The organism is Brevibacillus sp. FSL K6-0770 (assembly GCF_038000275.1).
GTDB classification, from domain to species: Bacteria; Bacillota; Bacilli; order Brevibacillales; family Brevibacillaceae; genus Brevibacillus; species Brevibacillus parabrevis.
Window position 1 is genome coordinate 4,142,630 of the sequence record NZ_JBBOBQ010000001.1, and the last position, 23,705, is coordinate 4,166,334.

A 23,705-nucleotide genomic window follows, 5' to 3' on the forward strand; every position below is an offset into this window, starting at 1 on the left:
TATGTGTACAGGGTAGCATTGATTGTAGGTAAAAACGGAAGGATACACCTTCTTAGTTCCCTCCCTTTACAGACTGCGGCTGAATATCTGTGAGGAGCACGATGCGGAAACGCTACCGTCCGAAGTTCGTGTAGATAAAGTAGGAACTAACCTGCCGGAAGTAAACACCTACGAATCCAATTTAAAGGAGACTGAATACATGTCACGTTACACAGGACCTCGCCACAAACTGGCTCGTCGTCTGGGCATCTCCCTCGACGGTACAGGAAAAGACATCAAGCGCAACTTCCCTCCGGGCCAACACGGTCACAACAACCGTCGTAAACTGTCCGAGTACGGAATCCAGTTGCAAGAAAAGCAAAAACTGCGCCACATGTTTGGCCTTAACGAAAAACAATTCCGCCGCACTTTCGACCAAGCTAGCAAAATGGCTGGCGTAGTCGGTGAAAACTTCATGAAATTGCTGGAATCCCGCCTGGACAACCTGGTATACCGCATGGGCTTCGCTCCAACTCGCCCTGCTGCTCGTCAGCTGGTAAACCATGGCCACTTCCTGGTAAACGGCAAAAAAGTGAACATCCCATCTTACCGTGTTCAACCGGGTGATGTGATTTCCATCCGCGAAAAGTCCCGTGGTCTGCAACTGATCAAGGACTCTTTGGAAGCTCGCAACTTCCTGCCAAACTACGTAACATTCAACGATGCTGCTGCTGAAGGTACTTACACTCGTCTCCCAGACCGTGAAGAAATGCCTTCCGAAATCAACGAAGTTCTGATCGTTGAGTTCTACAGCCGTTAATCGTCTGGACATAAAAAGAGCAGTGCCGCCCGTCGGCCTGCTCTTTTTTCTATGATCAGCCCTCTTTCGCTCCTCGTCCATCCGTTGCAGAAAATCACCCCGAATAGTAGATGGCCATGCTCACGCGGACCAGCTCCGCTCCCTCGTTGCGATAGCTGTGCGGCCTGTCTGCCTTGAAGCGAAGCGAATCGCCAGCCCGCAACGTATACGTCTCTCCTTTGATCTCGACTGCCAGCTCCCCGGAAAAAACCGTCAAAAACTCTTCCGTTCCCTCCTGATGAGCACCAGAGCCTAACGAGCCTCCCCCTTCGATTTCAACAGCCCCTCTTTCAATCTGCCCGATCATCGTCTTGCTGACGCCGCTCAACTCCGCTCGTTTCTCCAGAGAAACGAGCGCGGCTTTCACATCACCATGGCTGTGCTCCTGGTGGCAAGCTCGATCCTGCTTCTCGTATAAACCTAAACCGCGTTCGGCCATAAACAGGCAAAACGCAACACTTTTTGACAGATTCAGACGATGCACGGAACTTCTCTGTAGACGCTATCATCGCTTCTACCCTCATGGTTCCTCGTATGGTATAATTAGGGGGTATGCTAGGGGGTCGTAGACTATGTCGAATAACCACACATCTTCCTCTGAACCGTCGAAAAAAAAGCGACGCCGTAGCCGTGGCAGAATAATATGGATCATCGTACAGATGGTGTTTCTGCTTGGGCTTATGGGGGCAGCTGTCGCCGGAGGAATCGTGACAGGTTATGTTGCCGCACTCGTGAAAGACGAGCCAGTGCGCAGCAAGGAGGAACTGGAGGACAAAATTTTCACCAATTATCTGACTGGATTCGCCTACTACAACGACGGCTCTCTCATCGGCCAATTGCGGGCTGAAGAAGGCGATCGGCGCTTGGTGAAAAAGGCAGACGTTTCTCCTTATTTGATCAATGCCATCATCGCAACAGAAGACAAAACCTACTACCAACATTCCGGCGTTTCCCTTCAATCCACAATGCGTGGAGCGATCCAGGAATTCACCAACCAACCTGTCGTGACAGGCGGTAGTACGATTACGCAGCAGCTCGTAAAAAATACGATCCTCTCCGCTGAAGTGAGCCACACCCGAAAAGCGCGGGAAATCTTCAGTGCCATCCGGATCGAGCGCATGTTTTCCAAAGATCAGATTTTGGAAGCCTACATGAACGAAATTTACTTCGGGAAAAACGCCAACGGCTCCAACGTCTACGGTGTACAGGCTGCCGCCAAAGGGATTTTTGGCAAAGATGTGAAGGAACTGAATCTCAGCGAAGGCTCTTATCTCGCTGGCATGATTCAAAATCCTGGCGCGTACTCTCCATTTCGCGCCGAAAGCTATCAACGCGGCAAGGAGCGCCAGAAAATGGTGCTGGACCGCATGATGGAAAATGGCTACATTACCCAGGCCCAGTACGATGGTGCGCTCAAGGCCGACCTGAAAGCGCAGCTGGCCAAGCCTGCCCAGCAAGCGTACCGCGAAGTTCCGTTCCTGATGATGGAGATCGAGGATCGGGCCGCCCGTCAGCTGGTCGATGCTGATCTCGCGGAAAAAGGGCGCGACAAGTCCACCATCGGACGCAACGAATACCGTCAACTGGTCGAGGACAAGCGCCGCGACATTTTGCGCAAAGGCTACAAGGTCCACACCACGATTGACAAAAATGTCTACAATATTATGCAAGCTGTTGCGACCGATCCGAAAAACTTCGGAAAAAACCGCACCTACACGATTCGCCGCTCCAATGGCAAGACGGAGAAAATCGAGAACGCGCTGGAAGAAGTCGGAGCCATGCTCATCCATAATAAAACGGGCGCGATTCTCGGGATGATCGGCGGACGCGATTTTAAAGTGGAGCAGACAAACCACGCGACTGTGCCGCGCCAGCCTGGTTCGGCGATGAAGCCGCTGGCAGCCTACGCTCCTGCCTTTGAACTGGGGCTTTTGCAGCCAGCTTCGCCAATCGATGACGCACCCGTGCTGCTCGCAGACGGCCAAAACGGCTCTCACCTGCCGAAAAACTGGAACAACAAATGGCAAGGAATCATGAGTGCACGTGAAGCGCTGCGAATGTCCTGGAATATTCCCGCGATCAAGACGTACTTGAAGGTCGGGATTCCTACCGCACTCGAATACGTCAAAAAAATGGGGATCACCACGCTGGTCGATGCAGACAACCACGCTGCAACAGGCGTAATCGGCGGACTTACATACGGGACGACGGCGGAGGAAATGACCAATGCCTACGCGACGTTCGCTAACCACGGCTCCTTTGTGGATGCATACCTCATCGACAGAATCGAAGACAGTCAGGGCAAGGTAGTCTATCGTCACGAGGCTCAGCCTGTTCAAGTCTACAGCGAGCAAACCGCTTACCTGATCACAGACATGATGCGTTCGGTCGTAAACGCCGGAACAGGTACCCACATTCGCAAATTTGTACCGCGCAAAGTCGATGTGGCAGGCAAAACCGGGACAACCAACAACAGCAACGACCTCTGGTTCGTCGGCTACACGCCGGAGTTGTCCATGGGTGTCTGGGTCGGATTTGACGAGCCGTACCCGATGCCGGATGCGGACAAATACGTGCCAATGGTTGTCTGGGGCAAGGTCATGAAAGAAATCATGGACAAGCACCCGAACTTGTCTCCCCCTGACGCAACCTTTAAAAAGCCGGCAGGGATTGTCAGCGCAACAGTCGATTCCAAATCCGGATTGCTGCCAAGCGAGCTGTCCAAGCAGGCAGGACATGTGATTACCGACTTGTTCAACCGCCGCTTCGTTCCGACGAAGGTGGACGATTCCCACCAAAAGGCTAGATTGATCACGTACAACGGGGAACGTTATCTGGCGAAGGAAGGCACTCCGGACGATTTTGTCACCGAAGGCATTTTCTACCGCTCGCCTGATCCGCTTCCTTCCAAGGAACAGATTCAAGCCAAAAACAGCAAAGTGGCAAGTCAGCCGCCTGACTGGGAGCAGCGTCTCCCGGACAAGGAAGACCCGCGCACAGAGGTCGGCGGAGCGCCGTCAGCGCCAAGCGGAGTGACCGCAAGCGGCTCTGGCAAACAGATTTCGCTCTCCTGGCAGTCTGGCAAGGAAGCCGATCTCGTCGGATACCGCATCTACCGCGCCGATCCGCAAAACGGCTTTGTCAAAGTCGCAACAGTGAAAGATCCGGCCGAACTGACCTTCGCCGATTCGGCATCAGGCAGCGGTGATCTGGGCTACTATGTCACAGCAGTCGATATCGCCGGAAACGAGTCCTCCCCTTCTGCTATCGCTTCTGTCGGCTCGTCCTCCCATACGTGGGAGCTGCCGGGCACAGACACGGGAACGCAGCCGGGTGACACGACAACTCCACCGACGGATAACGGCAGCGGCAATAACAGCGGCAACAATCAAACGAATCCAGGCGAGCAAGGGTCGGGAGACGACACAAACGGCAATTCGAATCCAAACCCGAATACGCCTTCCGCTTCACCTCCTTCCGCTCCGAAATCGCTGTCGCTCAAGGCAAGCGGCAACAACGTGAAGCTGTCCTGGAAAGGCAACAGTTCCACAGAGCAGGTCATTGCCTACAACGTGTATTTCAGCCCGGATGCGGCAAGCGGCTATTTGCTGCTCGACACCGTATCGGCAACGAGCTACACGCACGCAACAAACGTTCCGAACGGCAGTTACTACATCACCGCCGTCAACAGTTACGGAGAATCGCCACATTCAAACAACGTAACGGCAACCACCACAGAATAGACTAGGAAGAAGAATCAGCAGAGATGGTCGCAATCGCCATCTCTCTTTTTCTACAAGCAAAGGGGGGGAACTGATGGAACACGTCAAACGCTATCATTCTGCGAGCATGATCGTGAACGGAAAAGAGCTTCTCATCGAGGGACCGGTTACGGGGAGGCATTTGGCTGACCTGCGCTTTGATGAAGGGCTAAAGGCATTCCGCATCCCGGAGCAGCAACACGAAGCTCTGATCGAAATTGCCGATCTGCCGGAAGGACGCATTATTTTGGCGCGGGAAGGCGACCTCGTTCTCGGCTATGTCACCTTCCTCCATCCCGATCCGCTGGAGCGCTGGTCCATGGCCAAGCTGCCCGACCTGCTTGAGCTTGGCGCCATCGAGATCAGTGACAAAGTTCGCGCGGGCGGCGTAGCCAAGAAGCTCCTTGAAGTATCTTTTGCGGACGATGCGATGGAAGACTACGTGATTATCACGACCGAGTACTACTGGCATTGGGATCTGAAAGGTACAGGGCTTGATGTCTGGCAGTACAGAAAGGTCATGGAAAAAGTAATGGGCAGCGTCGGACTTACCTGGATGGCGACAGACGATCCGGAAATATGCTCTCATCCCGCCAACTGTCTGATGGCCAAAATCGGAAAACGAGTTCCTGCTGAAACGGTTGTCGCTTTTGATGCCATGCGTTTTCAGAATCGCTTTCTTTATTAGTCTGGACATCTTTTTCAAAGGATGCAAGGAGGCCATCACTCATGCGCGTAGAAGATATCATGCGAAAAAACGTCGTTACCACCCAACCAGCTACCACGATCGGAGAAGCCCTCTTGCTGCTTCGAGCCAACCGAATCAGGCACTTGCCTGTTCTCGATGACGATAAGCTGGTGGGCATCGTCTCGGACCGCGATCTGCGCGATGCCCTCCCCTCCCGCTTGCTTACCCACGACGATGACGATACCGTGCTGCACAAGCCTGTTGCCGATATCATGCAAAAACAGGTCATCACTGCTCACCCGCTTGATTTCATCGAAGATGCCGCCCTCCAGATTTATGAGCACAAGATCGGTTCCTTGCCGATTGTGGAAGGAAACCGCCTCGTCGGGATGATTACGGAATCCGATCTGTTTTCCAGCCTGATCGAGCTGTTCGGGGTCAACAAGCCCAGCTCGCACATCGAAGTAGAAGTGGATGATCGCGTCGGGATGCTGGCTGAGGTCAGCCAGATTTTCCGCGAAGCACAAGTGAATGTCACCAGTGTCATCGTGTTTCCAGGAAAAAATCCCGGCAAAAAGAATCTGGTCTTCCGCGTCCAGACGATTGACCCGCGCGTCGTGACACAATTGCTGCTCCAAAGAGGATTTTCTGTCGTCGGACCGACGGATGGGGGGGTAATTTTGTGAGCCGGAACGCTCGTCTGATCTACTCCCCCGACTACACCACGTATTACTTTAACGATGACCACCCTTTTAACCAACGCCGTCTGCTCCTCATGCACGATCTGATGAGCAGCTACGGCCTACTCGCTGAGTCAGACATCATTGCCCCGCGCATGGCAACCGACGAAGAGCTTGCTCTCGTTCATGACGCACGCTACATCCAGTTCGTCCGCGATCAGGGCCATAGCGCAAAAGAGCTGCCCCAGGCAGCGAGCTACGGTCTTGGCACGGAGGACGTCCCCTGTTTTCAGAACATGCACGAATCGGCTGCCCTCATTGTCGGAGGGACGTTGAACGCCGTCGATGCTGTCATGAAGGGACAAGCAGAGCACGCCTTCAATCCTGCTGGCGGCCTGCATCACGCGTTTCGCGGGAGAGCCTCGGGCTTTTGCATTTACAACGATTGCTCCGTCGCCATCGCCTATTTGCGCAAACATTGGAACGCACGCGTCATGTACATCGACACCGACGCGCATCATGGAGATGGCGTACAATGGGCGTTTTACGATGACCCGAACGTCTTGACTGTCTCTATTCACGAGACGGGAAAATACTTGTTTCCGGGAACGGGGAATCTCTCGGAACGCGGGGATGGAAGCGGTTACGGATTTTCGGTCAATGTGCCGCTCGATGCGTTCACAGAGGACGACTCCTTTCTGGAAGTGTACGGCGAGCTAGTGTCCAAGCTGGCAAGAGGCTTCAAGCCGGACGTGATTTTGACCCAAAACGGCTGTGATGCCCATACGTTTGATCCACTCACGCACCTTTCCTGCTCGATGCGCATTTATCAGGATATCCCAAGGCTCGCCCACCGCCTCGCTCACGAGCTGTGCGATGGCCGCTGGATCGCTGTCGGGGGCGGCGGCTACGACATTTGGCGAGTGGTGCCGCGGGCATGGACGCTTGTGTGGAGCGAGATGAGCGATCAGCCGCTGGAAGATGGCGACCTGCCTTCTGACTGGCTCAAGCGCTGGCAGCCGCAGACAGACTTGCCGCTGCCAACCCGTCTGTTTGACGAACCGTTTCCCGCTATCCCCCGCCGGGCAGAGATTACGGAAAAAAACCGGATCACGCTGGAGCGCGCCATGATGTACGCGCCTACGGAAGCAAGCAAATAGCAGATGACATTTGCGAAAAAACATACGAAAAAGCGGGGAGATCGCGCACCGAAACGATGCTGATCTCCCCGCTTTTGTGTGATTTTATGATTGCTTCACCAGTTCTTCCAGCTCGGCTGGCGCAAAGCCTTTGACCGCTTTGTCGCCCACAACGGTTACCGGAACGCCCATGAAGCCAAAACGCTCGACATCCTCTTGGTAGGCGCGGCTGGTCATGACATCGCGCACTTCGAACGAAATCCCTTTTGCCGTCAACCACTGCTTGACCATGTCGCAATCGACGCAGTTTTTCGTCGAGTAGACGATCACGCCTGGCTCGGACGAACCGGCATCGGACAGCAGCATGTTGCGGACAATCGCATACGAACGCTGCGAAGCAAGCTTGGTAAACTCGACGAAGTTGACATGCGCAGAGCCGTCTGCCTTATCGGACATCGATCGCACGACGACAAACGGCACGCCGTTCATCGCACACACTTGTCCGACTGCCGCTCCTTCCATCTCCGTGCAATGAGCCTGGAACTGCTCGTACAGCCATTGTACCTTTTCCCGGCTGGCGACAAACTGGTCACCGGACAAAATGCGGCCGCTCACTACCTGAACACCCGCTTCCAATCCTTTTCCAGCCTCGATCGCTTGCTGCATCAGCTCCTGGTCGGCTTGCCATGTCCATTGCTCCGTAAACGGAATTTGCCCCGGGGCAAAGCCGAGCGGCGTCACGTCGATATCATGCTGCAAGCAGTCTGTCGACACGACAATATCGCCAATGTTCAATTCCGGGTGAACGGCACCAGCTACGCCTGTAAAAATGACGCGCTCCACCTGAAACTGATCGAGCAAAATTTGCGTCGTGACCGCTGCATTCACCTTGCCGACACCTGACTTGCAAAGCACGACTTCTTTGCCTTCCATCTTCCCGCTATAGTAAGCCACTCCGGCTTTGACCGTCGTCGTGGCTTGTTGCATCGCTTCCAAATACAGCGCAATTTCTTCGTCCATTGCGCCGATAATTCCGTACCGCATCCACTTATCCTCCTCTTGCTGGCAATCTGTTGCGGGCGATGCGATCAAGCCTGCTGCGGCTTGGTGCTTTCCCGATACTCGATCCGGTGCGGCAACAGCACAACGTGCTCTTCCACGTTTTCGTTGTTCATGTACTTGGTCAGCAGGCGCATCGCGACCGCACCAATATCGTACATCGGCTGAACTACGGAAGTCAGGCGCGGGCGCACCATTTCCACGAGGCGAATGTTGTCGTGGCCGATGACCTCGATATCGCCCGGCACGTTCAGACCGGAATCCTGGATGGCATGGATCGCTCCAATCGCCATTTCATCGTTGGCAGCAAAAATCGCTGTCGGCGGCTCAGCCAGCGCGAGGAATGCCTTCGTTGTCGAAAGCCCTGACTCGTAAAAGTAGTTGCCTGTCGCAACCAGCTCCTCGTCCAGCTCGATTCCGTTGTCCTTCAACGCCTTTTTGTAGCCTTCGTAACGCATCAGGCCGTTGAGCGGATCGTTCGGCGGGCCTGAGATCATCGCAATCCGCTTGTGTCCGCGCGAAGCCAAAGCTTCCGTCGCATCGTAAGCGGCCTGGAAATGGTCGATGCTCACAGAAGGCAGCACATTGTCCGCATCGCGGGTAGCCGCGAGAACGGTCGGCACCGAAGTGCTGGTCAGCGCCTGAAGGTGGTCTTCCTTAATTTCTGCCCCCAGGAACAGCAGCCCGTCCACTTGCTTTTCCAACAGCGTGTTGATCAACTGCAATTCTTTTTCCATCCGCTGGTCAGAGTTGCAGAGGATGATGTTGTATTTGTACATCGTTGCAATGTCTTCGATTCCACGGGCCAATTCGGAAAAAAACAAACTGGAGATATCCGGGATGATGACACCGACGGTTGTTGTTTTTTTGCTGGCGAGACCGCGAGCAACGGCATTTGGTCGATACCCCAGACGTTCAATCGCAGCCAGTACCTTTTTTCGGGTCAAAGGCTTTACGTTGGGATTCCCGTTGACTACACGGGAGACAGTCGCCATCGAAACCCCCGCTTCTCTTGCCACGTCGTAGATTGTAACCGGCATCACACACCCTCACTTTCCCTATATTTTGGTTTTCATAGTTATTTTCATAAATATATGCACCTATGATACGACAAGCCGTATGCGGTTGCAATCGTTTTTACGGGCTTTGGCGCCGCTATTTCATTAGTTTGTTCATCGTTTTCAAAAGCTCATCAATTACTTCGCTATCCCCTTGCTGAATGCGCTCGATGACACAAGATTTCATATGTCCTTCCAGCAGCATTTTGCCCACGGCATTCAAGGCGGACTGCACAGCAGCGATCTGGTTGAGGATGTCGTCACAGTATACGTCTTTTTCCACCATTCCGCGGATTCCGCGAATTTGTCCCTCTACGCGGTTGAGCCGCGAGACAAGGTTGGACTTGATTTTATCAGGCCGCACGGTGGCGCGATCAGACGAGCAGCAGTGATCTTGATCATTCATCTGGCATAGCCTCCTTCGCCGTTATCAGCACTTAAATCCTAGCTTACTTGGTCGACCTCGGGTTCGTCAAATCAAAAGGTCCTCCCCGCGCGCAGGAAGGACCAGCAAACTCACAGCAAACTGTTTCGTTATCCTCTGGTTGCTACCACTTCGCCTTTGTACAGGCCGGAAGCAAGCAATTCGTCCACAAATTCGTTGAACTGAGGAATGTTGAGCTGTTGCTTTGCATCAGACAGAGCAACATCCGGGTCCGGGTGAACTTCTACCATCACACCGTCGGAACCGATTGCGAATCCTGCTTTCGCGCAAGGCAGCAGCAGGTCGCGACGACCAGTAGAGTGGGTCACATCGACGAAGACAGGCAAGTGCGTTTCTTGTTTGAGCAACGGTACAGCAGAGATATCAAGGGTGTTGCGAGTCGCTTTTTCGTACGTGCGGATACCGCGCTCGCACAGCATGACTTGCGTGTTGCCCTCAGATACGATGTACTCGGCTGCGTAGATAAATTCTTCGATCGTGGCGGACAGGCCGCGCTTCAGCAGGATAGGCTTGTTTACACGGCCTGCTGCTTTCAGAAGCTCGAAGTTTTGCATGTTGCGCGCACCGATTTGGATGACATCGATGTATTTCGTCGCCATTTCCAGATCGGCTGGCGTGACGATTTCGCTGATCGTTACGAGGTTGAACTCGTCACCGATACGCTTCAAGATTTGCAAGCCTTCTTCTCCGAGACCTTGGAAATCGTATGGGGAAGTGCGAGGCTTGTATGCGCCGCCGCGGATCGTTCTCAAGCCGCGTTTGGCATGGTTTTCCGCTACCGCTCTCACTTGCTCGTAACTTTCTACGGAGCAAGGTCCTGCGATCAGGATCGGGCTTTTGCCGCCGAACTCGACGCCTTTTACTGTAATGACCGTGTCTTCCGCTTTCTTCTTGCGGCTGACCAACAGAACTTTTTTCTTGTCTTCGTTTTGCAAGTCCAAGGATACTTGGAAAATTTGCTTGAACAGATGGCGAACCGTGCTGTCGTTGAACGGACCTTTGTTATTTTCTACGAGCAGGTTGAGCATTTGGCGCTCGCGCTCTGGATCAAAGCGGTTGCTGCCCAGCTTTTCTTTTTCTTTGCCGAGCTCTTGCACCAAAGTCGCCCGCTGGTTGATCAATTCCAAAATTTGCAGGTTGATTTCGTCTATCTGTTTGCGCATGGTCTCAATTTGATCGTGTGCCATTGTTTCTCTCCACTCTCCTCTTTTTATATAGGTCTGCTAGGTGGTTGCCGATAAATTAGGGTTATTATAATCGATTCAAACTCCCTTGTCAGCAGTTTAGCGCCAAAAAGCGCGAAAGTAAATTATTTATGTTTTTTTACCTTTGCAAATTCTTCGCCAAAAAAGGGATAATTCCTTGTTTCGACAGGATTCTTGATAGCTGTGGTCGAATCCATTGGATATATGTTCTAACGAAAGCCTTCATTTATTTCTACTGATCGACACGAAAACGAGGGAGTGACTTACCTTTGTCAGCCTATAACGAAACAGGCTCCCCTGAGCTGATTTTTTCACTAGATATTGGAACACGCAGTGTGGTCGGACTGATTGTGGAAACGACCGGAGATCAGTTTCGCGTGCTCGACTGCGCCATTCGCGAGCACGATGAACGCTCCATGCTCGATGGACAGATTCACGATGTGGTTGCCGTTGCCAAAGTGATCAAGCAAATCAAGGACGAATTGGAAGCAAAGCACGGGCAGCTGCATCAAGTAGCTGTGGCAGCAGCCGGCCGTTCGTTGCGCACCCGCCGCGTACGTGTGGATATGCCGCTGTCGAGACACGCCTTTATCACGCGGGAAGATGTGGTCGCACTGGAGTTTGCCGCCGTGCAGGAAGCCCAGGCAGACTTGGCAAAAGAACTGCGCGAGCTGGATGCGACCCGCTATTACTGTGTCGGCTACAGCGTCGTCAACTACTACCTGGACCAGGAACTGATCGGCAGCCTGATCGATCAGCGCGGGGACACAGCCAGCGCAGACGTGATTGCCACATTTTTGCCGCGGGTAGTCGTCGACTCGCTGATTGCCGCCTTGAAGCGGTGCGACCTGGAGATGCAGGCGCTCACGCTGGAGCCGATTGCCGCGATCAACGTACTCATCCCCGTAACTATGCGCAGAATCAACATCGCGCTCGTCGATATCGGCGCAGGCACATCTGACGTCGCCTTGACCGAAGAAGGTGCGATTACCGCCTACGGCATGGTGCCTGTAGCCGGAGACGAGATCACGGACGCGCTGATGAATGCCTTTTTGCTCGATTTTCCGATGGCAGAAGAGGTCAAACGCCTGCTCACCACCCATGAATCGGTGACGTTCACGGACATTCTCGGCATGGAACACACGATGAGCGCAGCGGAAGTAACCAGCGCCATTGAAGGAGACGTTTCCCAGCTGGCAGAAAAAATCGCGACGAAAATCATAGAGCTGAACGGCAAGGCACCACAAGCTGTCATGCTGATTGGCGGAGGCAGCCTGACGCCGGGCTTGACCGGAAAAGTCGCCCAGTTCCTGAACATGCCTGCCGCTCGCGTCGCTGTGCGTGGTGGCGATGCGATCAAGCAATTCGTGGGAGACAATCCGCTGCTTAGCGGGCCAGAATTTGTCACGCCAGTGGGAATCGCGGTAGCAGCACGCCGCCACCCGCTCCGCTACGTGACTGTTACCGTCAACGATGTGCCGCTGCGCATTTTTGACTTGCGGAAAATGTCCCTTGGCGATTCTTTGATCGCTGCCGGACTGGACATTCGCCGCCTTTACGGAAGACCGGGTCTGGCGATGAGCGTCACGGTAAACGGCCGGATGAAAATGATTCCTGGCGGTCACGGCACGCCTCCTGTCATCATGAATAACGGAGAAGCCGCCAGCCTTGATTCACCGATTGCCGATGGAGACACCATCACGGTTGTCGCGGGAAAAAACGGCGAGGACGCCCATGTTTTCGTGCGCGAGCTGCTCGATCAGCTGGACACGCTGGATATCGTCTGCAACGATCGCCCGCTGTCGCTGGGGCCAGTGATCCACGTCAACGGCACGCCTGCGCAGCTCGACGACTCGCTGGCCGATCGCGCGGAAGTAGAAATCCGCCTGCCCCGCACCGTTTCCGAAGTGCTGGCGGCAGCTGGTCTTTTGGCGCCTGATGAACAGCCAGCGCCATCCGGGCTGCACTTCAGCGTGAACGGGCAGTCTTACACACTCCCAGCGCACAACCCGATTCTGCTCTTAAACGGCAAAACCGCCACTTTCAGCGATGTCGTCCGCCAGGGAGACAAGCTTTCCTATCGCCTGGAGGAAATCGCACCGCCAGCCATCCGCGACGTCATCCCGCTGGAAGAATGGGTGCAAGAAACGATGACCGTCTCCTTCAACGGCGAGCGAGTGATGCTGCCCGTCGCACAGGTGACGATCACGTTGGACGGCAAAGTGGCATCCGCAGACGAGCTTGTGCCTGATGGGGCCGTCATTACGGTCAAATCTGCCCCATCCGCCCCTCCGGTATTCAGCGATGTGTTCCGGTTCGTCAACTTCTCTCTGGAGAAGCCGGACAATGAGAGCATCTCCGGCTTCGTCATGCTGGTAAACGGACAGCAAGCCAGCTTCCAGACCGAGCTGAAAAGCGGAGATAAACTGGAGCTGTTTTGGGAGTAAACACAAAAAAGAGCTGCGCTAAAAGCGACAGCTCTTTTTTCGTAACAAGCTTTTTCGATGAGGGGACTAGGCGCCGACTGCCTGCTTGATGGCATCCTTGGTAATTTTCCAGTGAGAAGTATGCCATTTCACTTCCCCGTTTTCCAGCAGGAAAATTTGCGGAGACTCGTGCTTGATCGCAAAACGCTCCGCTACTGCGTTCGATACCGGACGATCTTCGCGCACGAGAATCACGGCCGCTTCTACGGAATGATCCAGCAGATACGCCTGGAACTCTTCATAAGCGGATGTGCTGATCGGGCAAATCGTGCTATGCTTGAACAAAAGCTGCTTCCCTTTTTGCGCAACGAACTGATCCAGTTCCTCGATCGAGTGGAGTTGTTTTTGGGCCACCATTCATCTCTCCTTTTGTCGCTTCCTATGCGCCTTTCAGTATACCGAAATCTGGATGGCAAAGTCTACGCTTGCGGTGCACGGGGGCAAAAAGGGGCAGAAGCTGACGTCTCGACTGCGCCAACAAAAAGGAGCCGCCTGTTCCAGCGCCTCCTCTTTCGTGTTTATACCATGATTTTGGTCAATCGCTCCCGCAGTTCCAGCATCCATCTCTCATCGCCTAGGGACTGCGCCAACAAAAACAGATCCAGAAGCTCGTTGACCCTCTCGCCCAGCACTTCACGAACCGAAGAATCTGCCTTTTCGTTAGCAATCAATACCAATAAGTTGGATAACTCTGACATTTCTTCAAATTCGATCGCCTGGCGCTGCGGATGTTGGCCCAGTTCCTCCATGAGTGATTTCAAATCTTCTTTGATGACATCTACCACCTGGGAATGCGCGCAGCAATCGTCGACGCAAACGTGTACCGGGACGTTCATGATTTTGACCCGCTTTTTATACACGACATTGCGCAGCACGATCTCCATGTCATTCCCGCAGCGGCTGCATTTCTTTTGCACAAAGTTCACCCCTAACTCTATCTACATATGTATACCTCTCATACTATTCGAGGCTCCTCCCTTCAATCCTGCTAAAACGCAGGTGGTACATGGTGGATGCAGTGGCAAATATCGTCCATCCATGAAGGACGTGTCAAAGCAAAAAGCGATGCCCGCTTGAGCATCGCTTTTCGTGTATGTGCCACTGTCTCGCCGCTTACGCGTAAATGGCGTTTACTTTTTCACAGTGCGGGCAAACCGCTACCTTGCCGGAATGCCCCGCCTCATCTTCCACCCGGTATCCTGTAATCTGCTCCGAGAAGCAAAACAGGCATTCCGTATTGAAATCCATATCGTACTGGGCTTTCCACACAATGGACTTGAAATCCTCGCCTACATTAATCGTAATGGGAACCAACTCGTGCTGAAGACTCGACAATGATCTTTGCATCGCCATAACATCCTTTCGTTTTTTGCAAAGTCTTTTCGTATCCTCTAGCTTTTCCTGATTTTCAGAATAATAAACATGCGCAGGCAAGCAGATGGCATGGAAAGAATCTTCGCAAAAATGGGCGGATGCCCGTATCGGGACTGTGCATAAACCCATATGTTATGGATGTAAGCACAAGAGGCTTAACACACAACAAGGAGGATGTTCATCCTATGAGTAGCATTTTCAATGGAGACCTCGATGATTTCACCTTAGTGTTGATTCTTTTTATCCTGTTGGTCATCATCGGCTGCGGCTGCGATTGACATAGCCATATTGGCGCAGGACCCTGCATATACATGAAGAACCGAATCCTGTAAACGCGTTTCCTCCGCACGCTACCCTGGTATGGGTAGCTTTTTTCTATGCGATTTGTGTACAATACATACTGATATGATATGGAAAGCGAGGGATCCCCTTCCTATGAAAGATCCACGTATTGAGCAATTAGCTGACGTCCTCGTCAACTACTCCACCAAAGTACAAAAAGGTGAAAACGTTTTAATCTACTCCATCGGCGATGTGACTGACTTGACGAAAGCCGTAATTGCCAAAGTTTACGCAGCGGGAGGCAATCCTTACGTTCAACTGATTGACCAAAGCATTCAGCGCGAACTGCTTCTCGGTGTCAACGAAGACCAGCTCGGCATCATGCGTGAAGCTGACGTCTCCTTTATGAAGCAAATGGATTGCTACATCGGTATCCGTGGCGGCGACAACATCAGCGAGCTGGCTGACGTGCCGGGTGACAAAATGCAAATGTACTCCAAGCTGTTCGCCCGCCCTGTGCTGGACGTGCGCGTGCCTGAAACCAGATGGGTCGTGCTTCGCTACCCGAACGCTTCCATGGCTCAACTGGCCAACATGAGTACAGCCGCTTTTGAAGATTTCTACTTCCAAGTGTGCACGCTCGACTACGGCAAAATGGACAAGGCGATGGACAGCCTCGTCGAGCTGATGGAAAAAACCGACAAGGTGCGCATCACAGGACCTGGCACCGACCTGTCCTTCTCGATCAAAGGCATTCCTGCCATCAAATGCGCCGGAGAAGCCAACATCCCGGACGGGGAAGTATTTACAGCCCCAGTGCGCGATTCCGTCAACGGCACGATCTCGTACAACACGCCATCCCCATACCAAGGCTTCACTTATGACAACATCAAGCTGACCTTCAAGGATGGCAAAATTATCGAAGCGACTGCCAACGACACGACGAAAATCAACGAAGTGTTCGACACAGACGAAGGCGCCCGCTACGTCGGCGAATTTGCGATCGGGGTCAATCCTTACATCCAAAACCCGATGAAAGACATTTTGTTCGATGAGAAAATCGACGGCAGCTTCCACTTCACGCCTGGACAAGCCTATGACGATGCGTTCAACGGCAACAAGTCGTCCATCCACTGGGATCTCGTCATGATTCAACGCCCTGAGTGGGGCGGAGGGGAAATCTGGTTTGACGACCGCCTGATCCGCAAAGACGGACGTTTTGTCGTGCCAGAGCTGGAGTGCCTCAACCCGGAAAACCTGAAGTAAACAAAAAGAAGGCTTCGCCACTTTATTGCGGCGAAGCCTTCTTGCATGCGTGTTCAACCCAATTGGTCAAATCCCTGCTCAGATGGAAGCAGACAATGCTGGTTGTTTGGCTAGCGAGGGCATTTTGTGCTCCAAAAAGGAAATCGTCGACTCCAGATGATGGATCGTATATTCCCAGCAAAAGCGCTGATATTCGTCAAAATGCAGCTCCAGCTTCTTGAATGAGGCTCGGCTTTGTTGAAGCATTTGGCGCTGAAGGTTCAAACAGCTCTCCAGCATGTCCTTTTGCTCCTCGGGGGAACGGCTCTTGCCAAAGAAAATTTTCACCAGCATGTCAGAGCGCAGCACAGGAGGCAAAATCGGCGTCTGGATTTCTTGACGGAACGTGTCCTTGCCCTGCTCTGTAATCTGATACAAAATTTTGTTCGGCTTTCCAGACTGGATGACCTCTTGCTTGGTGACCAGTCCTTCCTCTTCCAGCTTGCGCAGTGCGGGGTAGATCGCGCCAAAGCTGGCATCGTAGAAAAAGCCGATGCTGTTGGAAAACGCCTGCTTGATATCGTACCCACTCATTTCTCCATAGCTCAAAAAGCCGAGTATGATCGTTTTAACATCCATCTCTTCGCATCCTCCATTATCTTTCTTTTTCTCTCTCTAGCGACAAAGCAGACAATTGCCTTTTTTCAGACAGAAGTGAATATCCATCTGCTAAGCCTTTATGTTCAAAATATTCTCTAACTACATGTATTATAATTCGATTCTAATAATTATACCAATGCTATTTCTTTATTATATCAATCAAAAATAATGATATAACAAACGCCGCGCTCAAATTGGGCGTCCCTTCCCTTTCGCCCCTCCATAAGATGATATATACCTAACTGCTGTAGGGGGAGAGATTGGTGAAAAGTAAAAAATGGTCCCAATATACGCGAGTAAAGTACCCTGTGAGCAGCAGCAGTCTGCACCCGTTCAATTTTTTTGTCCCTATTGTAGAGCGCGTACAGGAGGGAGTCGTTTCCATCGTCACGGAAGACGCTCCCCTAGCTAAAGACGTCGATTCTCTGATTCGCAGTCTCATCGACCAGGATGATAATACTTCGTCACCGCCTACCGAGCGCAGTTTCGGCTCCGGTTTTATCTTCCACCCGAGAGGCTATATTTTGACCAGCGAGCACGTCATCGGCAAATCGAAAAACATTTTTGTCAAGCTGTACAACGGCAAAGTATTTGAAGCCAAACGCATCATTGCCGATCGAGTCAGGGACTATGCTGTTATCAAAATCGACGCGGACTGCAAGCTCTATCCTTTGGCACTCGGAAACTCTTCACACACCAAGGTTGGTGAATGGGTCATCAGTGTCGGTTCCCCGCTTGCTTCCAAAGGAACAAAAACCAAGCTTCTTTCAGACCCTGACACGTTGTTCCCTCTGCCCTACATCCCCGGTCTGTCTCTTGCGGGCGAGATGGAGAGCGAATTGCACAGGCCGCTCGATCGCCTTGGCGTACGTGACCATATCCCCCATTTGGCGAAATACTTCCCGCCCCGGTTTCGGATTGACCTCGATCAGCCAGACGCTCCCGTCTACAGCGACACCGATATCCAGCCCGAACTCCATCATTCGTCCAAAGTAATCCTCCAGCGTCTTCGCCACCTCATGGGCAAGCGAGTGACACTCCTTCGTGATCAGCTGTGCTTGTCTCTTGCCGAATCGCTGCTCGATCAACCCTTCAAAGGAAACAGCGCGCCCTCCGCCGTGCAAATTGGAGGTCGAACTGCCAGCCTCCCCGATCCGTACCCCGGAGCCAGTCACCCTCCACTCCCCTGCCTGATCCTTTTGGATGAGCACGCGCACATCTGCCACATGATTCGGAATCAATCCGAGATCGATCCCTTGCTGCACGAGAAAATTGCCATCTGCAATCTGCTGCTCGACTACCCAGCGGCCAACCCAGTTCTCCACAGCACTGACGCTGTCCAGCTTGGCAGTGTGCGTCTGATATTGCTTGTCGCGCCCGGAGAGGCTAAATTCTTTGCCCTTGGCCGATATCCGCAAAATGCTTTTCCCCCCGGAGCCGTTCCCCGGTTTGACGTACACGAGTGGATATTTGCTCAGCATGGTTGCAACTCGCTTTTTTTCGTACAAGTGTGTTTCCGGAATCCAGTGCATCACCCGCCTGTCCTTGGCCAAAAGCTGGGTGACCCGCCACTTTTTGCTGAACGGGCTGTTGGCAAAGAAAAGCAGGTCGCTGTTTCGCAGCCGGATGTACTCGGGGACACGCCGCCGATAGCGGTCGATGACGACCTGCGGCCACGGAAACCATCTGCTGCTCCAGCCGCCGCCTGCTTTGGGAAGAAAGCCTTTGATCTTTTTTTCCTTCATGTTTACGTCCTGATGCGAAAACAGGTAAATTTCCGCCCCCAGCTTCTGCCCTGCCAGCACCAGCTTGCGCAAGTAGTCCGGCTCGCCAAAGCGCTGCCCCTGGCGCCAGGTCAAAATCCCGATCACCGGTTTTGGAAGCATCCTAACACCCTCTTCTTCTCGTATCGTTCGCCACAGTCTATGTGCATGTGCCTGCCTGTGAAACGATTTTTGCCGGAAACGGGCTTGGCTCGTGCGGACAATCCTATTTCCAGCATAACCCCGCCCCGGTATGGCAAACATAGATAAGCACATGCCAAACACTTCGTTACTTACTTTTTTCAAGTTTATCTGCTACAATAAGCGTTAACATAACCATGCTGTATAGAGGTGACACCAACATGAGTCAAGAATTTGCTGGCGAGCACATGTGTCCCAAGTACGAATGCGCCATCAATGTCCTCGGCAAGCGCTGGACAGGTTTGATCATCCACGTTTTGCTTCGCGGCGCTGTTCGCTTCAAAGATATTCGCGAGATGGTTCCGCACATGAGCGACAAAATGCTTTCGGAGCGACTGAAGGAACTGGAGGAGCTGGGAATTTTGGAACGAAAAGTATACCCGGAAATTCCTGTGCGCATCGAGTATGAATTGACAGAAAAAGGAAGAGATCTGCGTCCGGTCATTGAATCCATTCACGAATGGGGACAAAAATGGATGTAGCGCAGCCCCACTTGTCCAATCAGGATAAGCGGGGTTTTTTTGTGCGCAAAAAATCCAAGTTTTCCAATCTGTCCAGGCATACAAAGCGCTGTTTTGCTGTAGACTCTAGCAACCTCAGTTGATGGGAGGAAATCCGATGCGAACGGCTGTCTACATGCGCGTCAGCACCGAAGACCAGGCACGTGAAGGATTTTCAATCCCGGCCCAGCGGGAAAAACTGTTGGCTTACGTCCACTCACAAGGGTGGGAGGTTGCCGCCATCTACGCGGAAGAAGGCGTGAGCGCCAAAGATACGAACCGCCCTGAACTGAAACGGCTGCTGAAAGATATCCGCGAAGGGAAGACCGATGTCGTCCTCGTCTATCGTCTCGATCGCCTCACCCGCTCTGTGCTGGATCTGTACCGGCTTCTCCAGGAGTTTGAAAAGTATGACGTGCGCTTCAAAAGCTGCACAGAGGTGTACGATACGACTACCGCCATCGGCCGACTGTTCATTACGCTGGTGGCGGCGCTCGCCCAGTGGGAGCGGGAAAATTTGGCGGAGCGAGTCAAGCTCGGCATGGAGCAGATGGCGAAGGAACGAAAACGGCCAGGCGGCCCCCCGCCTTTTGGCTACGAGCTGGTGGACGGGGCGTTGACCATTCAGCATGCGGAGGCGGCTGGCGTCCGCGAAATGTTTGAGCGCTATGAGAAAGGCGAGTCGCCGCGGCAGATTGCGGAGTGGGCAAATCGCCAAGGACTTCGCGGGAAAAACGGCGCGAGCTGGGGGGCAAGTTCTGTCCTGCGCCTGCTGAAAAATCCGGTGTATCACGGGGCGCTGCGCTGGAATTACACCGACGGGCTTCAGCGCCAAAACTCGCCTGATCAATGGATCGTGGAAGAGGCCGCCCATCCGGCGATTATCGACAAAGACCTTTTCATGCGCATTCAGCAAAAAATGGCTGCGCGCAGCTCGCTCCACCCGCGTGTCCTTGGCTCCACCTTTTGCTTTTCCGGTTTGCTCTACTGCTCCCTGTGCCACTCCCCCATGCGCGGCAAGACAGCCAACACCAAGAGCGCGGGAAAACGTTACGTCCATCGTTATTATGTATGCAAAAACAAGCAGGCTGGCCGCTGCGACGCCCCCGCCATCCGGGAAGACCGTCTGGAGCAGGCCATCCTCTCCGAGCTGATGAGCTATTCGCACGAAGCGCGTGCTGCTTTGGAAGAAGTCCGGGCCTCGCTTTCTTCTGTGGTCCCTTTTGCAGATGCAGAAGCGCGAGAACAGAGGCGAGCGCTCAAATTGCGGCGCTGGGAAGCAGCTTACGAGGAAGGACTGCTCACCCTCGAAGCATTTCGGCTGAAAATCGCTGCCCTCGCCAAAGAAGCTGACGCTCTGTTCCCTGATCCACCTCCGTCTTTTGCCAGAGCTGCCTTCCCGCCCTACAGTCAGCTGACCAATTGGCCGCTCCTCTGGTCACATGCCAGCGATGAAGAGCGCCGCATGCTCATGACGGCACTCGTCAAACGCGTGGAAGCAGCCGAAGCTCCCGGCAGGAACGCACACGGCCGGACGATTCATCTGCAGCAACTGGTCTTTTTGTAGTTTTTGTCGCTATGTACACAGGCGGTTCCCCGCTTGGGTTGGAAAACTCTGTAACGGCCGGAATTATCAGCGCCAAAAACCGTCGCCTCCAGGTGGCAAAACGAATGTATGAAGAGATTTTCCAAACCGATGCCGCCATCAACCCCGGCAACAGTGGTGGGCCACTTATCAATCTGAATGGCGAGGTCGTGGGGCTGAACGCCTTTATCATCCAGTCCAGCCAATGCCTGGGCTTTGCCATCGGGATTGACGCACTGAAAACGCAGCTTGAGCAGTATGTTTTCAAATAAGCGGAGAAGCAGATATTGGGAAAATAAAAAAACCCCGTCTACGATGACGGGGATTGCTTCTCAAATGCGATCAGGTACACATTCTCGCCTTCTGAATTGAGTTGTTCCTCTGCCTGTTTCAACTGTTGCAGCTGCACGGCCGTCAGCTGCGCAATAGGCAGTTCGCTTAAACGATTTTGCTCCATGCGCCATTCCTCCGTTGGTATCAGACTCATGCGTTAGTCTGTCCACCTGAACGGGTATGTATTTACGCCGTCAAATCGAAAGCTTTGGCAATCGCCGAACACGAGCGCTTGCAGAATACGATTGGCAGCTCACGATCCTTCGCCTGGTTTTTCACGGTTTTCGCGAGGTTGTGATTGACGAAGTCGGTCAAAACGAGAATCATATGAATGCCCGCAGGAATTTTCACGCCTGTTTGGGAGCTTTTGCGCCCCGTTACGTGATGAATATCTTTAAACCCTTGTCCGTGCAGCAAATCTACGATATTACCAAGGCGATCTCCGCCAATGACTAAAATGGATGACATAATGTTTTCCTCCTTAAAATGGGTGAGTGTCGATGTATGTTCTGGTTCTCTGTTTTCTAATTGATAATGAATATCACTCTTATTGATAAATATTATCATTCCCAATTAGCTTTGACAATACTCTCCATGATAACTTTTTTGTAAAAATCCAAAACTAAACGTATCCACCTCAGTCGTGGCGTGGCTTGAGGCGATGTGCTCCCGGCAAAACGTGCCATTTATTAACAGAAAACGCCGAAAATCTACATATGTATTGCCCGGTTCATTTTTCCAACTGTATAATGAACAAATAGATCGTGAATGAGGAGGTGGCGGAGGGTGCAAGAAATTACACAGCTGCACGCCATTTTTGATCGCACCAGAGGTTACATCAATCGTTTCATGGGCATCATCCAGCCGATTATCGACGCTGCACAGGACGAGCACACCCGCTTGTACTACCATCACATTTTGGAAGAAGAAGAACAGCGCATGGGACGTCTCCAGGAACTGGTTCCTTACCTGGAAAACGTATCCGGAAAAGAATCGCTTGCCCAGCTGAGCGACCGCGAGCTTTCTCAGTTGCTGTCGGATGTGAACCTGGAGCGGTTTGGCCTGCACAATTTCCGCGAGCATCTGGAGCTTTCCCTGTACGAGTTTCAAGATGACGAAACCCGCACGACATTGGACGGCATGCGCGAAAAAACTCACGCCGACTACTTGCAAGTAAAAGAAATCATGGCTTCGCTCAGCGGACGGTTCTCTGACGGATCCCATCCTGACCTGACCGACCACGATGAAGGCCACGATATTCATCAGGTGGATCACCTGAAAGCTTCTGCAACGGCTGCTCACGGTGTTGCTTCCGTCATCAAACACGCGGCTCCTGCCAAGACTGCCGCTCCTGGCAAAAAGGGGCTTACTGTTGGAAGTTTGAAAGGACATTAAGGAAACACCGATCTTATATGACCTGGAGGTTACGCTATGGACAAGCTTCGCAAATACCCAGACTCTCCATTAACCAATGAAGAATGGAGCCAACTGGACGCTACTGTAGTCGACATGGCCCGCCGTCAACTCGTGGGACGTCGCTTTATCGATATTTACGGTCCGCTTGGTGAAGGTATCCAGACGATCACCAATGACGTATACGATGAATCGCGCTTCGGCGGTCTGTCCTTGCGCGGCGAATCGCTGGAAATGACACAGCCTAGCCGCCGCGTAAGCATGACAATCCCGATTCTTTACAAAGATTTCATGCTTTACTGGCGCGATGTCGCGCAAGCTCGCACACTGGGCATGCCGCTTGACATGAGTGCCGCTGCAAACGCCGCTGCTGGCGGTGCGCTGATGGAAGACGACCTGATCTTCAACGGAGCGGCTGAGTTTGATCTGCCTGGTCTGATGAATGTAAAAGGCCGCCTCACGCACCTGAAGAGCGACTGGATGGAATCCGGCAATGCGTTCGCTGACATCGTGGAAGCGCGCAACAAGCTCTTGAAAATGGGTCACAGCGGTCCTTATGCGCTGGTCGTGTCCCCCGAGCTGTACTCCCTCCTGCACCGCGTACACAAAGGCACCAACGTGCTGGAGATCGAGCATGTGCGCAACCTGGTGACAGACGGCGTATACCAATCGCCTACGATCAAGGGACGCTCCGGCGTGCTGGTGGCTACAGGCCGCCACAACCTCGATCTGGCGATTGCCGAAGACTTCGACTCCGCTTTCCTCGGAGACGAGCAAATGAACAGCCTGTTCCGTGTATACGAGTGCGTAGTGCTGCGCATCAAGCGCCCTAGCGCCATCTGCACATTGGAAGAAACAGAAGAATAAACAGCCTCGGATGGCGCAAACAAACCATCCCGGCCAACACGAAAAACGTATCCATTCGATCTGATCGCTTGGATACGTTTTTTTATGGCTTTTTGCTCCATATTTTTCTATTTCCCTCTTGCT

The 23,705-nt window shown here is 52.9% G+C and carries 25 protein-coding genes and 1 pseudogene; 14 read left to right on the top strand and 12 right to left on the bottom strand.

All coding sequences use genetic code 11. The annotated features are described in order from the left end of the window. Nucleotides 1–199 precede the first annotated feature (199 nt). Nucleotides 200–799 carry a 30S ribosomal protein S4 gene (gene rpsD, locus NST23_RS19755; RefSeq protein WP_063228128.1) on the top strand — a complete coding sequence of 200 codons (600 nt, stop codon included), beginning with the start codon at nt 200–202 and terminating at the stop codon, nt 797–799. Nucleotides 800–893: 94 nt separating this feature from the next. Here rpsD and NST23_RS19760 read toward each other — a convergent pair whose 3' ends face one another. Next, nucleotides 894–1,145 (bottom strand): cupin domain-containing protein, encoded by a 252-nt coding sequence (locus tag NST23_RS19760; RefSeq protein WP_340965202.1) that lies wholly within the window; start codon nt 1,143–1,145, stop codon nt 894–896. A 265-nt stretch (nt 1,146–1,410) separates the two neighbouring features. Between NST23_RS19760 and NST23_RS19765 the strand changes: the two genes are divergently transcribed. From NST23_RS19765 to NST23_RS19780, 4 genes are all read left to right on the top strand, one after another. After that, nucleotides 1,411–4,581, top strand: coding sequence for a penicillin-binding protein 1A (locus tag NST23_RS19765; protein WP_173598219.1), 3,171 nt, complete (start codon nt 1,411–1,413; stop codon nt 4,579–4,581). Nucleotides 4,582–4,654: 73 nt separating this feature from the next. Continuing rightward, the gene (locus tag NST23_RS19770; protein ID WP_063228124.1) at nt 4,655–5,287 is read left to right on the top strand and encodes a hypothetical protein; all 633 of its coding nucleotides are present in this window, start codon (nt 4,655–4,657) and stop codon (nt 5,285–5,287) included. A 41-nt stretch (nt 5,288–5,328) separates the two neighbouring features. After that, nucleotides 5,329–5,973 carry a CBS and ACT domain-containing protein gene (locus tag NST23_RS19775; protein WP_122964019.1) on the top strand — a complete coding sequence of 215 codons (645 nt, stop codon included), beginning with the start codon at nt 5,329–5,331 and terminating at the stop codon, nt 5,971–5,973. Continuing rightward, the gene (locus NST23_RS19780; protein ID WP_173598220.1) at nt 5,970–7,127 is read left to right on the top strand and encodes an acetoin utilization protein AcuC; all 1,158 of its coding nucleotides are present in this window, start codon (nt 5,970–5,972) and stop codon (nt 7,125–7,127) included. The genes NST23_RS19775 and NST23_RS19780 overlap by 4 nt, the downstream gene beginning before the upstream one ends. An 84-nt stretch (nt 7,128–7,211) precedes the next feature. Here NST23_RS19780 and NST23_RS19785 read toward each other — a convergent pair whose 3' ends face one another. The 4 genes from NST23_RS19785 to NST23_RS19800 all read right to left on the bottom strand — a co-directional run bounded on the left by NST23_RS19785 (nt 7,212) and on the right by NST23_RS19800 (nt 10,855). Next, on the bottom strand, nt 7,212–8,150 hold the full coding sequence (locus tag NST23_RS19785; protein WP_122964017.1) for a 5'-methylthioadenosine/adenosylhomocysteine nucleosidase: 939 nt from the start codon (nt 8,148–8,150) through the stop codon (nt 7,212–7,214). A 44-nt stretch (nt 8,151–8,194) separates the two neighbouring features. Continuing rightward, complete coding sequence (gene ccpA, locus NST23_RS19790) at nt 8,195–9,205, bottom strand: catabolite control protein A (RefSeq protein WP_122964016.1); 1,011 nt, start codon at nt 9,203–9,205, stop codon at nt 8,195–8,197. 115 nt (nt 9,206–9,320) lie between these two features. Further along, nucleotides 9,321–9,629 (bottom strand): metal-sensitive transcriptional regulator, encoded by a 309-nt coding sequence (locus tag NST23_RS19795; protein ID WP_063228119.1) that lies wholly within the window; start codon nt 9,627–9,629, stop codon nt 9,321–9,323. 128 nt (nt 9,630–9,757) lie between these two features. Next, nucleotides 9,758–10,855 (bottom strand): bifunctional 3-deoxy-7-phosphoheptulonate synthase/chorismate mutase, encoded by a 1,098-nt coding sequence (locus NST23_RS19800; protein WP_122964015.1) that lies wholly within the window; start codon nt 10,853–10,855, stop codon nt 9,758–9,760. 287 nt (nt 10,856–11,142) lie between these two features. On the opposite strand from NST23_RS19800, the gene NST23_RS19805 reads away from it, so the two are divergent. Then, nucleotides 11,143–13,320, top strand: coding sequence for a cell division protein FtsA (locus NST23_RS19805; protein WP_340964418.1), 2,178 nt, complete (start codon nt 11,143–11,145; stop codon nt 13,318–13,320). A 66-nt stretch (nt 13,321–13,386) separates the two neighbouring features. Here the strand turns inward: NST23_RS19805 and ytxJ are convergent, their stop codons facing one another. The 3 genes from ytxJ to NST23_RS19820 form a co-directional block, all read right to left on the bottom strand. Beyond that, complete coding sequence (gene ytxJ / locus NST23_RS19810; RefSeq protein ID WP_167470276.1) at nt 13,387–13,713, bottom strand: bacillithiol system redox-active protein YtxJ; 327 nt, start codon at nt 13,711–13,713, stop codon at nt 13,387–13,389. Between the two features lie 164 nt (nt 13,714–13,877). Further along, nucleotides 13,878–14,276, bottom strand: a complete 399-nt coding sequence (locus NST23_RS19815) for a hypothetical protein (protein ID WP_229049716.1) — start codon at nt 14,274–14,276, stop codon at nt 13,878–13,880. A 196-nt stretch (nt 14,277–14,472) separates the two neighbouring features. Continuing rightward, nucleotides 14,473–14,706: a hypothetical protein gene (locus NST23_RS19820; protein WP_063228116.1), complete on the bottom strand. Its 234-nt coding sequence runs from the start codon at nt 14,704–14,706 to the stop codon at nt 14,473–14,475. A gap of 212 nt (nt 14,707–14,918) precedes the next feature. Between NST23_RS19820 and NST23_RS28490 the strand changes: the two genes are divergently transcribed. After that, nucleotides 14,919–15,011, top strand: a complete 93-nt coding sequence (locus NST23_RS28490) for a YjcZ family sporulation protein (protein ID WP_007783189.1) — start codon at nt 14,919–14,921, stop codon at nt 15,009–15,011. Nucleotides 15,012–15,168: 157 nt separating this feature from the next. Next, nucleotides 15,169–16,281 (top strand): aminopeptidase, encoded by a 1,113-nt coding sequence (locus NST23_RS19825; RefSeq protein ID WP_173599886.1) that lies wholly within the window; start codon nt 15,169–15,171, stop codon nt 16,279–16,281. A 78-nt stretch (nt 16,282–16,359) separates the two neighbouring features. Here the strand turns inward: NST23_RS19825 and NST23_RS19830 are convergent, their stop codons facing one another. Then, nucleotides 16,360–16,899 carry a PadR family transcriptional regulator gene (locus NST23_RS19830; protein WP_122964010.1) on the bottom strand — a complete coding sequence of 180 codons (540 nt, stop codon included), beginning with the start codon at nt 16,897–16,899 and terminating at the stop codon, nt 16,360–16,362. 329 nt (nt 16,900–17,228) lie between these two features. On the opposite strand from NST23_RS19830, the pseudogene NST23_RS19835 reads away from it, so the two are divergent. Next, nucleotides 17,229–17,609: pseudogene (locus NST23_RS19835) on the top strand (trypsin-like peptidase domain-containing protein); the annotation flags it as partial. 78 nt (nt 17,610–17,687) lie between these two features. On the opposite strand, the gene NST23_RS19840 reads toward NST23_RS19835, so the two are convergent. Continuing rightward, nucleotides 17,688–18,806, bottom strand: coding sequence for a YheC/YheD family endospore coat-associated protein (locus NST23_RS19840; protein WP_122964009.1), 1,119 nt, complete (start codon nt 18,804–18,806; stop codon nt 17,688–17,690). Between the two features lie 239 nt (nt 18,807–19,045). Between NST23_RS19840 and NST23_RS19845 the strand changes: the two genes are divergently transcribed. From NST23_RS19845 to NST23_RS19855, 3 genes are all read left to right on the top strand, one after another. Further along, nucleotides 19,046–19,366 (top strand): winged helix-turn-helix transcriptional regulator, encoded by a 321-nt coding sequence (locus NST23_RS19845; RefSeq protein WP_005828119.1) that lies wholly within the window; start codon nt 19,046–19,048, stop codon nt 19,364–19,366. 136 nt (nt 19,367–19,502) lie between these two features. Next, nucleotides 19,503–20,951, top strand: a complete 1,449-nt coding sequence (locus tag NST23_RS19850; protein WP_217022314.1) for a recombinase family protein — start codon at nt 19,503–19,505, stop codon at nt 20,949–20,951. Nucleotides 20,952–20,962: 11 nt separating this feature from the next. Beyond that, the gene (locus NST23_RS19855; protein ID WP_122964007.1) at nt 20,963–21,241 is read left to right on the top strand and encodes a S1C family serine protease; all 279 of its coding nucleotides are present in this window, start codon (nt 20,963–20,965) and stop codon (nt 21,239–21,241) included. 38 nt (nt 21,242–21,279) lie between these two features. On the opposite strand, the gene NST23_RS19860 is transcribed toward NST23_RS19855, so the two are convergent. Next, nucleotides 21,280–21,456 carry a hypothetical protein gene (locus tag NST23_RS19860; protein WP_157128119.1) on the bottom strand — a complete coding sequence of 59 codons (177 nt, stop codon included), beginning with the start codon at nt 21,454–21,456 and terminating at the stop codon, nt 21,280–21,282. Nucleotides 21,457–21,488: 32 nt separating this feature from the next. Beyond that, nucleotides 21,489–21,770 (bottom strand): DUF2325 domain-containing protein, encoded by a 282-nt coding sequence (locus NST23_RS19865; RefSeq protein ID WP_005828113.1) that lies wholly within the window; start codon nt 21,768–21,770, stop codon nt 21,489–21,491. 318 nt (nt 21,771–22,088) lie between these two features. Between NST23_RS19865 and NST23_RS19870 the strand changes: the two genes are divergently transcribed. Then, nucleotides 22,089–22,697: an IMEF encapsulin system ferritin-like cargo protein gene (locus tag NST23_RS19870; protein WP_122964006.1), complete on the top strand. Its 609-nt coding sequence runs from the start codon at nt 22,089–22,091 to the stop codon at nt 22,695–22,697. A gap of 36 nt (nt 22,698–22,733) precedes the next feature. Next, a complete protein-coding gene (locus tag NST23_RS19875; protein WP_063228109.1) occupies nt 22,734–23,582 on the top strand; it encodes a family 1 encapsulin nanocompartment shell protein in 849 nt (282 codons plus the stop codon). Nucleotides 23,583–23,705 lie beyond the last annotated feature (123 nt).